We start from the raw sequence: 12,119 nt of genomic DNA on the forward strand, positions 1-12,119 counted from the left end.
AGCCTCCAAATTTTCTTTTTAAATATCTATGTCACGATACTAAAAATAATCATTACGATTTACAGCGGAAGTTGTAATCCGATGATTCAGGTCTGTAAAATATTCTTTATATATTATTATGATGGAAAATCATGAAAGCAGCAAATATTTCTTACCTGAATAGAATTCATTTTTCTTGGAAATAAATAGAATGATGAAATAGAGAAACCCTACTAACAAAAGCCTTCTTTATCGTTTCTATATTTATATATTAATTTGAAAGTTGATTAATACATAAATTATTTACTTTTATGTTAAAATATTTACAATAGCGTTATTCTAGTGTTAAATATCACATAAAAATCATCGAAATATTGTTACAATAAATTCTAACATATTATTTAAGTATGGAGGGATATGATGGGTTTCGTAAATACCGATCGTCCAATAATAAAGACCACATTGTTGCAGCATATACAGTCACTTAGAGAGCAACTCATTCATACTGGAATCCATGAAGGCTTAAGTCATGAAAAAACAATCCGTCTTAGTCAAAAGCTAGACGAGTATATTTTCTTATATCAGTCATTTGAAAAACAAAACGTCGATAATCTTCTCCATCAATAATTCGAAAAAAAATTGATTAGATATAGGAAAAAGACAGCCCACTAGCTGTCTTTTTCCTATATCTAATTAATTATAATCGTTGCATCAAAACCAGCAGCTTTCGCTCTATTCATTAATTCGTCTGCATTTTCTCTTTCTGAGAAAGCCCCGATTTGTACCTTATACAGGTTGCCTTCTTGTCTCAAATAAGTTTGAAACCCTTTTGCGTTTGCCCTACTAACCAATTGATCTACATTTGTTTTATTCCTAAAAGCACCGATTTGCACCCTGAATAACCCATTTGTTGGTGGTTCTGACGGGGGAGTAGCAGCTTTTTTCGTTAATCGAAATGCCGCTGCAATTCCATTTACATGGCCCCTTGCTAAACTTTCTAAGAAACTCGATTCCTTCAGTTTTGATGCATCTACTCTATGATCTATAAAACCATTTTCTGTTAAAACAGCTGGCATATTGCTTTCACGCAGAACATGATATCCTGCTTGCTTTAAACCACGATTTGTATATTGCACTTGTTCAAGAATTTTTTTGTGGATATTTTCTTGGTAAGTTACTGTAGGTCTACCTACTCCTGGATAAACAAAGCTTTCAAACCCCGTCCCTCCACCTGCATTAATGTGGACAGAAAGGTAGACGTCAGCCCCCCAATTATTTGCAGCGTTTGTACGGGCACTTAAACTGACCGTTTGATCTTCTGTTCGACTCATTCGAATTGACACATTATTATACTCTGACGTTAACATTTTCTGAATATGAGTCGCAATGGTTAGAGTGATATTTTTTTCTTGAAGACCATTAGCAGTCGCCCCTGGATCAGCTCCACCATGACCGGGATCAATAAATATTTTTACCATTTTTATCACCTCACTTCTTTTATATGCCCATTCCCTTAAATTTGACTGTACAATTTGAAATCAGAAAGAAAAAGGAACCTATAAACTGCTTAAAACACCCATTCCACAATAGAAAACTAGTCACTTTTGTCTTTTTTAGATATTAGACACTAAAAAACAGGCACACCACCTAAATGCCTGTTTTTTCAGATATATATTAGTTTTATTCTAAAAAATATACTAACTCCACTCATAATTCACATTCCTTTTACATTACAGCCCCGCTAACCCCGAAAGGACAGAACCTAAAGCAGCGATACCTAAACTGAATAAGAAAAAAAGAATGACAATAATAATAGATGTAGCTTTTGAGAGCTGTCCAACTTTATGTAAACCAATTGCTGTTAGAATGGATTGCCAGATGCTAAACAGTTCAAACGTTCCTAAAACGCTAGACTGGCTATTAAATAAGCCTGCTAAACTTGTAAAAGTGGTCCCTGTTCTACTCTCACCAGTCGCAGCAATAATCAAATAATTAAGTAAAATACCGACTGCCCCAATCATGATAATATATGTATTCATTGAAAATAATTGCTTAAATGTTGTATCTTTTTTTGCAATTTTGACAATGATTAAGTAAATAATAGATGAAATCAAAATAGTAAGTATCGGGGCAAAAAAACCAGATACAGCTGTTGTTACCTTTGAAATTGCCACTACCATTTCCGCTTCTGCTAACGTCATTCCTGGAAGCATCAAATCCTCAGCTTTTAATGACATAGCCAAAATAGTATAAGCAACTATGTAGAGAATCGTGACAATCATGAGCGGTATCCAAATTAGTGGCTTCTGACGAATCCTCTCAAATTGTTCCCCCGGACTCCAAAACATGCCGAGAAGACTAGGGTTTGGATTTTTGTCTAACACTTCTTTTTCCATAAAAAACACTCCCGATTAATAAATAATTCATTCCTGCTATTCATACGAATTACACGATAAAAAGTTTCATCCTGGAAATACACTCCAAAAACGAGAATGATTAAAAACAAATGACATCATTTATGATAAAACGATGAGAACCTGCAATGATATAATGTATTTTCTATCCAACTTCGAGTAACCCCTATAAGCTCTGAAAAATGGTCAAATCTTGAAAAAGTATGATTTGCACCGTCTACTTCATATCTTAAGACCGTCCCTGAAAACCGCTTAGCTAGGACTTTTTCATATTCTTTCGCATAGCTTGTGGGAATATCTTCATCTCCTGTGCCATGCACAATAAGTACATCACCAGAAAACTCTACGACAGCTTGCATTGGTTGATAGCCTGTTAACGAATCAAAAAAAGATTTTGTGAGAGGATATCCTAAATAATCAATCGTCATATCCTTCTGCAAAGCTTGTACTTTTTCTCTACCTACTATGCGTTTAATATCTTCATATGGGTAGGCAACAGACGACCAAAGAATTAACCTTTTAATCCTATGATCTTGAGCGGCTGTTAAAGCAGCCGTGGCCCCACCTAAACTATGTCCAAGTAGAGTGATCTGACTTTGATCAACTTGTTGAAGTTGATGGGCAAAATCGATTACCGTTCGGGTTTGATCAATCAAATCGTGTAATCCCGTATTTCCATAATCACCACTACTTTCTCCACAACCGGAATAATCGAATCGCAACACAATATATTGGTCTTGATTTAATTGTTGTGCAGTTTTAACAAAAAGCCTATCGACACCCATTTTACTACCAATAAAACCGTGACAAATAATAAAAAGAGAATATTTCCTCCCTAACTGAATATTCTCTGGATAATCGATTACGGCAGCTAGTTTTTCCTTTTTCCATGTAATGAACAATGATTCTTTCATTTGAAACCTTCCTCTCTTTTCATCTGACATTTACTGTACTTTCATTTATATCACTTTTCTAATATATCATATAGGTTTACTTGGTTTTTAATTAAAAAAATTACTCTAATTCTCTTTTGACTTATTCTTTCAGCTTAAAAATAAAGAAATGTATTATTTCACACTCTCGTTTTTAAACTGAAAGAATCATTAGTACTAAATTTAGAAACAGTCTAACTTCAAAGAAAAACCTTTTCTGCATTTTCATTAATCATATAAGGCTTATTGGAATAATTGTAAGTGTTTTTTTTAGCATTGTCAATTCATTATGATTGATCTAGATTTGAAAGAAGTGCCTGTTCAAAGGGTGCATAGAATTTCCCTCTTGGTGCGATAATATCCGAATCCGAAACTATTTTCTTCCCTTCAACTTCGTATTCTCCTTCTGGAAAAAAGTCAAATAAACCACTATTTATATGCATGTCGATAAACTCATCATAAAGTTCATACATTAACTTTCGATAATCATCATAATCCAAAATTTCTCCAAATTCATCTAGCTCAAAATTCTCTTTAATTGCATGGTGAAATTCAAAATGATTAGATGTGGCAACTTCTAAATCCACATCACTACATTCCAGACAAAGAAGTATTTCTTCACCATTTATTTCCTCATATGATTTTTCAATAATGTCCTGTAAAATCTTAATAATTATTTCCTCATTTACTAACTGTTTCGTTGTCTTTAGCATTTTTTTCACCCCATAACTATACTTTCTATTTTACGATGGGAAATATTTTTTTCAAGTAAGATGCAATATGTATTATTTTTCCATCGAAAAAGAGGATTCAGCTTAACCTAACCATCGTAATATGACAGTATTTTTATTATTTCATAAAAAATACACAAACCGACAATTCATTAACAGGAAATGTCTATTCTTGCGGTTTCCCGAGAAATAATAAGAAATAGAAGCACTACTTTTCCATTAGGCTGCTCACCTATTCTTTATGACAACTATATTAAAATCATTATACCTTCTTTAAAGAAAACTTCCATCAATGGGGTTTTACTACCCGTTAAGAGTGGGATAAAAATAATTTAATTACATGATTTTTCACTATTTGGAAAAAATCTTATAGGAGGGTTGATGTACATCACTTCTGTTCAGTGATCAATGGTATAAAATGTATCTAACATGATATAGGAGGTTTTTATTATGGAAAAGAAATCAATTTTAGAAGCCGTTGAATATAATGATAGTCGTTTTACAAAGCGAATACTTTTTAATGAAGCAGGAAATACGGTATTTGTCCTTAACTTTAATCCGGGGCAGGAACTTCCAACTCATACACACCCAGGTTCTGAGTTATTTTTAAGTATTATTCAAGGTAAAGGAACATTGCTTATTAATGGCAACGAAACAGAGATAGCTACAAATGATATTATTCATGCTACAGGTGATGAAGAGTTCGCCTTCAAAAATTCCAGTGACGAACCTGTTAGTTTGTATGTAACGTTATGTAAAATCCCAAGTGAACAATACGCAAAAAATATTTAAATACTTTGTTCATACACAAAAAGAAGGATAGCAAAAATCTGCTGTCCTTCTTTTATGCCCAAACCAATAATTATACTCCTACCCATGAATAAAATGTTTACTTGATTTGACCTTCACCGCGAATAAAATATTTACTTGATGTTAATGCTTTCAATCCCATAGGACCACGAGCGTGTAATTTTTGAGTACTAATACCAATTTCCGCACCAAAACCAAATTCAAAGCCATCTGTGAATCTTGTAGATGCATTGTGATACACTGCCGCTGCATCTACAAAGGTTAAAAATGTTGTTGCGTGCTCTTTATCTTCTGTGATGATAGCTTCTGAGTGCTTGGTTCCGTACTCATTTATATGTGTAATGGCTTCTTCAAGGTTTGAAACCACTTTTATACCAACCGTTAACGATAAGTACTCGGTGTACCAATCCTCTTCAGTAGCTAACTTCGCAGAGGATAATGCTTGACAAACCGTTTCATCCCCAATCACTTCAACATCTTTTGCCTGTAATGCAGCTAATAGTTGCTCTCCATTTTGCTTAAACCAGTTTTCATGAATTAAAATCTTTTCAATTGCATTGCAAACAGATGGTCGTTGTGTTTTACCATTTATAGCAACCTCGACAGCCATTTCCGGTTTAGCACTTTCATCAATATAAATATGACAGTTTCCGGCACCCGTTTCGATAACAGGTACAGTCGATTCATTGACAACTGTTTCAATGAGTTTCTTTCCACCACGTGGAATTAACACATCCAAATATTCTTTAAGATGGAATAATTCTTTTGCTGTTTCTCTACTCGTATCCACAATTGATTGTACAGCATCTTTTGGAAGATTCGTTTTCTCAAGAGCTCGGTGAATGGATTGAGTTAATACTTGATTTGAAAATTGTGCAGATGAACTACCTCTGAGAATCATCGCATTACCTGTTTTTAGTGCTAATGTTGCGGCATCAATCGTAACGTTTGGTCTTGCTTCGTAAATCATGCCGATCACACCGATAGGTACTCTTCTGCTTTCAATTTGCAAACCATTTTCCTTTTGAATCGTTTCAAGCGTCTCACCAGTTGGATCCTCTAAATCAATTAATTGCCCAATGGCAGCTGCCATATCTTGGATACGCTTTTCATTAAGCATAATTCGATCTAAAACTGAGTCGGATAATCCTTTTTGTTTCCCATTCTGTAAGTCTTTCTCGTTTTCTATTAATATCTCTTTTTGGTCCATAATAAGCTGTTCAGCAATACGAGCTAAAGCTTCATTTTTTTCTGTTGTTGTTTTTCCAATTAACTGGAAACTTGCTTTTTTGGCTGCTTTTCCTTTTTCTACAATTTCACTCATTATCTATTCTCCTCCTAATTTTGTGCTTTTACCCACTTATCACGATGGATCACTTCTACTCCTGCAACTACCATCTCTTTTTTTACTTCTTCACTTCGTTTACCCATTACTTTTCTTAATTCTTCAGCTGAATAGAGCACTTCGCCTTTTCCAATTAATCCCTTTTCTCCGAAAACCTCCACGACATCCCCTTTTTTGAAAGATCCTGTGATATCAAATACGCCTGCTGGCAGTAAGCTTCTTCCCTCAGAAGTCAATGCCAATTCAGCACCTTCATCAATATAAATTTTTCCAGATACTTGAGAATGGAGAGCAATCCACTGTTTCGGGTTGTTCACTGATGTCAGCCTGTCATCACCAATATAGGTGCCATCCCCGTTTCCATCTAGGATTTCGAGTAATTTCTGACTGCCCTTACCCTTTCCAATAAATACTTTCACCCCAAGGGATAATGCCGTTTTTGCTGCTTGTAACTTGGATTTCATCCCACCCGTCCCTACCTTTGATCCTGTGTCCCCCGCTACATCCATAATTTCATCTGTAATATCTTTCAGATGAGTCCACTTTTTCGCTTTTGGGTTAGTTAATGGATTCGAATCATAAAGACCATTAATATCTGTTAATATGATGAGCTGTTCAGCATGAACAAGACCACTGACAAGAGCTGAGAGCATATCATTATCACCGAAAGTTAATTCTTGAACAGAAACCGTATCATTTTCATTAATGATCGGTAAAATTCCTCTTTCCAATAATTCTGTGATGGTCTGAAAAGCATTACGATAACGGTCCTTTTTAGAAAAATCATTTCTTGTTAGTAAAATTTGTGCAGGAATGAGATTAAACTTGCTAAACTGCTCCATATAAGATTGAACTAAGAGACTTTGACCAACAGCTGCTGCTGCCTGTTTACCTTTTAAAGTGACAGGCCTTGATGGATAACCTAAACGAGAAAATCCTGCTGCTACTGCCCCTGAAGATACTAGTAGGACTTCATGGCCTTTCTCCCTTAGCGCGGCAACTGCTTCAATATGATCAATAAACTTTTCTTGATCAATTTCTCCTTTTGAATTCGTCAATGAACTGCTACCAATTTTTACAACAATACGTTTTTTCTCCATTCTTCAACCCTCTACTCTTATTCATTTTAACAGATTCATTCTAAATATTCAGTTTGTAACCTTAATTATTATTCATTCTACACTATTTTCTATAAATCCATGTTAACGTAAAAAGGCCCTTCTCATCCTATTGTAAAGGACGAAAAGGGCTCTTATTTCCGTGGTACCACCTTCATTGGATGCCAAATAAACACACATCCCACTTAACATGATAACGCTTTGAAAAGCGCCTATGCTTAAACCATAGGACTCGGATGGCAGGTTCTGAGTCTTTCTTTGTGGTGAGGTCTTCCAGCTACAAACCACACTCTCTGGCACATAAAGGATCTCATACTAATCCATCGTTAACGTTCATTTTTTTACTATTATGCACATGAAACTTATATATGTCAAGAATTCTGGAAGTATCTCTTAATTAAGGTTATACTATAAAATAGAATATTCTATGGCTATTTTTAAGAACATTCCTTAAAACTCTTTATTGACCAAGTAGAAAAATATTGATATTATTTTATATTATTCTACAATACGAATAGAATGCTATGAATGCTATGAATGTTATGGATAACACTATAACAAGAGCAGCTTCTGGAGAGACCATTTATGTGGCGCCGAAGGATTCACAATCTCAGGTAAAAGGACAGAAGAGTAACAGAAACATCTGTTATTCTAGCGCCTTCTGAGATTGGAAAAAAAAACCAATCTCTTTTTGTTTATTCCAAGGCGATTCTGCTTTTATTTTATCCAGCTGCATCGCCTAGTCGCTCGAGGTCTTAAGCTCTGCTGATGAGAAGGCTCATCACCCCGTCTTAAGCTTGTCGCGGCTGACCAAGGCGATTCTGCTTTTATTTTACCCAATAATTTCTGAGGTGAGGAAAATGAAACAAAGACGTGCGATTGTAAGTGTAGTTGGCAAGGACCAAGTAGGAATCATTGCAAGAGTAACAACCGTTTTGGCTGAAAACCAAGTGAACATTTTAGACATTAGTCAAACCATTCTACAAGATTTTTTCACGATGATGATGCTCGTAGATGTTACCGATCATCAAAATCTCGAATCACTACAAAAAGAATTATCCAAAATCGGCCATTCACTAGGTATGAATATTTCACTACAGCTTGAGGAAATCTTCCAAGCTATGCACCGTGTATAAAACAGAAGGAGGGAAATACAAAATGAATATTGCTATGAATGAACTGATGGAAACGATTCGCATGGTGCAAGTGGAAAATTTGGATATCCGTACTGTAACGATGGGAATCAGTCTTCGTGATTGTGCTGATTCTGATTTTGATAAAATGAACCAAAGTGTTTATGAGAAAATAACTTCTTATGCAAAGAATTTAAAGGAAGTAGCCGAAAAAGCAGAAAAGGAATTTGGCATCCCAATCATTAATAAACGAATATCCATTACACCAATTTCTGAAATATTAGGAAATGCAACAAAAGAACAAGCAGTAGAATTAGCAAAAACATTAGACCGGGCAGCTGTTACACTTGGTGTTGATTTTATAGGCGGCTTCTCCGCTCTCGTACATAAGGGCGTTTCAAAAGGGGATCAAACATTACTTGATGCTCTTCCTGAAGCATTAAGTGTCACAGAACGTGTTTGTGCTTCTGTCTCGGTTGCTACAACGAGATCCGGTATTAATATGGATGCTGTCAGACAAATGGGTGTCATTATGAAAGAAGCCGCCGAATTAACGAAGCATGAAAATGGATTAGCTTGCGCAAAACTTGTTGTGTTCTGTAACCCAGTAGAAGACAATCCATTCATGGCTGGAGCTTTTCATGGTGCTGGCGAAGGTGAAGTCGTATTGAATGTGGGTGTCAGCGGACCTGGTGTCGTATTAAACGCATTAAAGAGGTATCCTGATGCTGCTGATCTCGGTGAAGTGGCCGATATCATTAAAAAAACAGCCTTTAAAATCACCCGTGCCGGAGAATTAATAGGACGTGTTGTAGCTGAACGACTTTCCGTTCCATTTGGAATTATGGACTTATCACTGGCCCCGACAAATGCACAGAACGACAGTGTAGCAGAGATTCTTGAAGAAATTGGCTTAGAACGAGTTGGAACACATGGAACTATTGCAGCACTCGCTTTAATGAATGACGCTGTAAAGAAAGGTGGAGCCATGGCGAGCTCCTACGTTGGCGGTTTAAGTGGTGCCTTCATTCCTGTTAGTGAAGACAACGGCATGATTCGTGGAATTACCGACAACTCTCTCTCACTTTCAAAACTTGAAGCTATGACCTGTGTGTGTTCAGTTGGTCTCGATATGATTGCGTTGACTGGAGACGTCACTCCTGCTACTTTATCTGCCATCATTGCTGATGAAGCAGCTATTGGCATGATTAATAAAAAAACGACTGCTGTTCGTATTATCCCTGTACCAGAGAAAAAAGAAGGAGAAATGATTGAGTTTGGCGGATTGCTTGGACGTGCTCCTGTGATGGGGGTTAACCCCTTTAGTTCCGAAAAGATGATTCGTCGAGGCGGAAGAATTCCAGCACCGCTTCAATCATTGATTAATTAACGACCATAAGAAGTAATTACTTATCACAAAATCCAAAAGGGCTCTCCCATAAGGTGTCTGACATCCACAAAATCACATTCATCTACAATCATGTTCAACTTGATTGTACTAGATATTGTATTGTGGTGTCTGACACCTTTTCTTTTGGGATGGCCCTTTCACTACAAATAACTTTCTTTCAAAATCATTCATTGCTTTATGATTCCTTTTGAACTCCAAATTGAGCGTTGATTTGTCCACGTAGCATCTGCTTACGAAGCTTTTCTGTTTCCTCCTTCTTTTTCTGTTTATTTAGTTCATGTCTAATCTCATCCGTACTCACCCCCTCCTCCCTTTTGTTTGCAATTTCCACTAAGCGTTCTACATCTGAAAAGGAATACTTTCGATTTCCTCTATTGGTTCTTTCTGGAAATATAAGCTTTCTTTCCTCATAATAGCGAATTTGTCGCTCTGATAATCCAGTTAACTCACTCACAACACCTATTGTAATAACCTTTCTCTTTTTGTAAGAAGGATCTTGGTTCAATTTGCCCTCACCTCTCATTTTATCTGATTATTCATATTATACATGACTTATTATTATTTTCATATTCTAATGTCATATCTTCTCACATAAAATTGAAAAATAGCGTTAGGTATGTTTACATAAAAAGAGATTTTTCTTTTTAAACCAACTAAAATAAGGATAATATACTTTTTGGGGGAGAAATAACAAATGCCATATTTACGAGAAGCGGTAGAAAAAAAGAAATAATATTATATTCAATCTCTAGTGGAGATGGAGATTTATAAGAATAGTGATGATAAGATGCAAACAATGACTTTCACAGAATTACAGGATATTTACCTTCAATATAAAGAAACAATCAAAATACAGAGAGAACCTTCTACTGGATAACCAAGAAGCCATGGAATTGGTAAAACAAATAGTCGAACTTGACCTATTGAGGGATGAAAATTTGGGAAGTATTTTCCCAAGTAGCAGGAGATCAAACAAACGAATTTCTTAGACTGATACAGAATAGTTAATCTAAAAAAGGAGTGACGAAAAACGGTCTACTCCTTTTTTATTGAAAAATTATATTTATTTAACTATTTTTGTTATAATATTTCTATCTATATAGAAGAAACAGGTGAAACTTTTGACGAAAAAGAATTTTCAATACTGGGCATTACAGATTCTAATCATTGTTAGCATTATCTATGTATCAACTAAAATCTCATTTTTATTTGAGCCTATTGGTATATTTTTCTCAACTTTGTTTTTTCCAATCATTATATCTGGTTTTTTATTTTTTCTGCTAAATCCATTTATTGGCTACCTACAAAAGCTTAAATTACCTCGACTCCTTGCCATCATCGTGATTTATGTCGTAATTATTGGGTTGTTTGGGCTGATCATTGGTAACCTAATCCCAATGCTGTCAAAGCAGATAACAGCACTTGCAAACGATGTACCTACATATTACAGACAAACCATGATCTTTTTGGATCAACTATCAGAATCAAAACAATTCAAATGGGTTATGACGCAAGAATATTTTTCGATTAACAATGTCGTAGAAGAACTCAAAGATTATGCCGCGACTCTTCCTACGAGAATTACGGACAGTGTTTCAAGTATTGTCGGTGTCGTAGCCAATATTACAATTACAATAGTGGTTGTTCCTTTTTTATTATTCTATATGTTTAAAGATGGAGACAAATTTCCTAATCTAATTTCAAAGTTTATCCCATCTTCATACCGAAAAGAGGGGTTAAAAACATTAAAAGAAACTGGGGAGACTCTTGCTGCCTATATTAACGGTCAGGTAACGGTCGCTTTATTTGTTGGGACACTCGCCTTTATTGGTTATTTGATTATTGACTTGCCATATGCACTAGTAATGGCCCTGATTGTTGCTGTCACGAATATCATTCCATATGTCGGACCTTTTTTAGGTGGTGCACCTGCGGTTATTATTGCTTTATTTGATTCACCGACAAAAGTGTTCCTAGTTATTTTGGTCATTACAATCGCCCAACAATTAGAAGGAAATGTCCTTTCTCCACTTATTTTAGGGAAAAGATTGGATACACATCCGGCAACTATCATTATTATTCTCCTTGTTGCCGGAAATTTAGCGGGTATTCTCGGAATGATTCTGGCCATTCCTACTTATGCCGTATTAAAAACGATCATCTTGAATTTTGTCCGCTTCCTGCAATTGCGAAAATCAACGATTGATACGACAGATGGGTCATGACAAATAAAAAAACCCCTTCGG

At 35.6% G+C, this 12,119-nt stretch carries 13 protein-coding genes and 1 riboswitch; of the genes, 6 read left to right on the forward strand and 7 right to left on the reverse strand.

All coding sequences use genetic code 11. From position 1 onward, the window contains the following. Positions 1–396 precede the first annotated feature (396 nt). A complete protein-coding gene (locus JMM81_RS14950) occupies positions 397–606 on the forward strand; it encodes an aspartyl-phosphate phosphatase Spo0E family protein (RefSeq protein ID WP_256242364.1) in 210 nt (69 codons plus the stop codon). Positions 607–668: 62 nt separating this feature from the next. Here the strand turns inward: JMM81_RS14950 and JMM81_RS14955 are convergent, their stop codons facing one another. The 4 genes from JMM81_RS14955 to JMM81_RS14970 form a co-directional block, all read right to left on the reverse strand. Further along, the gene (locus JMM81_RS14955) at positions 669–1,457 is read right to left on the reverse strand and encodes an N-acetylmuramoyl-L-alanine amidase (protein WP_256242365.1); all 789 of its coding nucleotides are present in this window, start codon (positions 1,455–1,457) and stop codon (positions 669–671) included. Between the two features lie 252 nt (positions 1,458–1,709). Further along, a complete protein-coding gene (gene yknW / locus JMM81_RS14960) occupies positions 1,710–2,375 on the reverse strand; it encodes a YknW family membrane protein (protein ID WP_256242366.1) in 666 nt (221 codons plus the stop codon). Positions 2,376–2,491: 116 nt separating this feature from the next. Then, positions 2,492–3,307: an alpha/beta hydrolase gene (locus JMM81_RS14965; protein WP_256242367.1), complete on the reverse strand. Its 816-nt coding sequence runs from the start codon at positions 3,305–3,307 to the stop codon at positions 2,492–2,494. 305 nt (positions 3,308–3,612) lie between these two features. Then, positions 3,613–4,038: a hypothetical protein gene (locus tag JMM81_RS14970; protein ID WP_256242368.1), complete on the reverse strand. Its 426-nt coding sequence runs from the start codon at positions 4,036–4,038 to the stop codon at positions 3,613–3,615. A 468-nt stretch (positions 4,039–4,506) separates the two neighbouring features. On the opposite strand from JMM81_RS14970, the gene JMM81_RS14975 reads away from it, so the two are divergent. Continuing rightward, the gene (locus JMM81_RS14975) at positions 4,507–4,848 is read left to right on the forward strand and encodes a cupin domain-containing protein (RefSeq protein ID WP_256242369.1); all 342 of its coding nucleotides are present in this window, start codon (positions 4,507–4,509) and stop codon (positions 4,846–4,848) included. 97 nt (positions 4,849–4,945) lie between these two features. Here JMM81_RS14975 and JMM81_RS14980 read toward each other — a convergent pair whose 3' ends face one another. Further along, positions 4,946–6,190, reverse strand: a complete 1,245-nt coding sequence (locus JMM81_RS14980) for a glutamate-5-semialdehyde dehydrogenase (RefSeq protein WP_256242370.1) — start codon at positions 6,188–6,190, stop codon at positions 4,946–4,948. Positions 6,191–6,204: 14 nt separating this feature from the next. Further along, the gene (proB, locus tag JMM81_RS14985) at positions 6,205–7,311 is read right to left on the reverse strand and encodes a glutamate 5-kinase (protein ID WP_256242371.1); all 1,107 of its coding nucleotides are present in this window, start codon (positions 7,309–7,311) and stop codon (positions 6,205–6,207) included. Between the two features lie 578 nt (positions 7,312–7,889). After that, positions 7,890–7,965, forward strand: a riboswitch (glycine riboswitch). Between the two features lie 224 nt (positions 7,966–8,189). On the opposite strand from proB, the gene JMM81_RS14990 reads away from it, so the two are divergent. Then, positions 8,190–8,465, forward strand: a complete 276-nt coding sequence (locus tag JMM81_RS14990) for an ACT domain-containing protein (RefSeq protein WP_256242372.1) — start codon at positions 8,190–8,192, stop codon at positions 8,463–8,465. A 22-nt stretch (positions 8,466–8,487) separates the two neighbouring features. Further along, on the forward strand, positions 8,488–9,852 hold the full coding sequence (locus JMM81_RS14995) for a PFL family protein (RefSeq protein ID WP_256242373.1): 1,365 nt from the start codon (positions 8,488–8,490) through the stop codon (positions 9,850–9,852). A 196-nt stretch (positions 9,853–10,048) separates the two neighbouring features. On the opposite strand, the gene JMM81_RS15000 is transcribed toward JMM81_RS14995, so the two are convergent. After that, entirely contained in the window at positions 10,049–10,378 is a 330-nt protein-coding gene (locus JMM81_RS15000; protein WP_256242374.1) for a MerR family transcriptional regulator, read from the reverse strand. Positions 10,379–10,612: 234 nt separating this feature from the next. Here JMM81_RS15000 and JMM81_RS23125 point away from each other — a divergent pair, with 234 nt between their 5' ends. After that, the gene (locus JMM81_RS23125) at positions 10,613–10,750 is read left to right on the forward strand and encodes a hypothetical protein (RefSeq protein WP_375162394.1); all 138 of its coding nucleotides are present in this window, start codon (positions 10,613–10,615) and stop codon (positions 10,748–10,750) included. A gap of 244 nt (positions 10,751–10,994) precedes the next feature. After that, complete coding sequence (locus JMM81_RS15005) at positions 10,995–12,098, forward strand: AI-2E family transporter (protein WP_256242375.1); 1,104 nt, start codon at positions 10,995–10,997, stop codon at positions 12,096–12,098. Positions 12,099–12,119 lie beyond the last annotated feature (21 nt).

This window comes from Bacillus sp. V3B, from assembly GCF_024494465.1.
GTDB lineage: Bacteria > Bacillota > Bacilli > Bacillales > Cytobacillaceae > Bacillus_BD.

Coding starts and splice junctions, on each gene's coding strand:
- JMM81_RS14995 (WP_256242373.1), top strand. CDS start 8,488: ATGAATATTGCTATGAATGAACTGATGGAAACGATTCGCATGGTGCAA.
- JMM81_RS14965 (WP_256242367.1), bottom strand. CDS start 3,307: ATGAAAGAATCATTGTTCATTACATGGAAAAAGGAAAAACTAGCTGCC.
- JMM81_RS14975 (WP_256242369.1), top strand. CDS start 4,507: ATGGAAAAGAAATCAATTTTAGAAGCCGTTGAATATAATGATAGTCGT.
- yknW (WP_256242366.1), bottom strand. CDS start 2,375: ATGGAAAAAGAAGTGTTAGACAAAAATCCAAACCCTAGTCTTCTCGGC.
- JMM81_RS14970 (WP_256242368.1), bottom strand. CDS start 4,038: ATGCTAAAGACAACGAAACAGTTAGTAAATGAGGAAATAATTATTAAG.
- JMM81_RS14990 (WP_256242372.1), top strand. CDS start 8,190: ATGAAACAAAGACGTGCGATTGTAAGTGTAGTTGGCAAGGACCAAGTA.
- JMM81_RS14980 (WP_256242370.1), bottom strand. CDS start 6,190: ATGAGTGAAATTGTAGAAAAAGGAAAAGCAGCCAAAAAAGCAAGTTTC.
- JMM81_RS14955 (WP_256242365.1), bottom strand. CDS start 1,457: ATGGTAAAAATATTTATTGATCCCGGTCATGGTGGAGCTGATCCAGGG.
- JMM81_RS14950 (WP_256242364.1), top strand. CDS start 397: ATGATGGGTTTCGTAAATACCGATCGTCCAATAATAAAGACCACATTG.
- proB (WP_256242371.1), bottom strand. CDS start 7,311: ATGGAGAAAAAACGTATTGTTGTAAAAATTGGTAGCAGTTCATTGACG.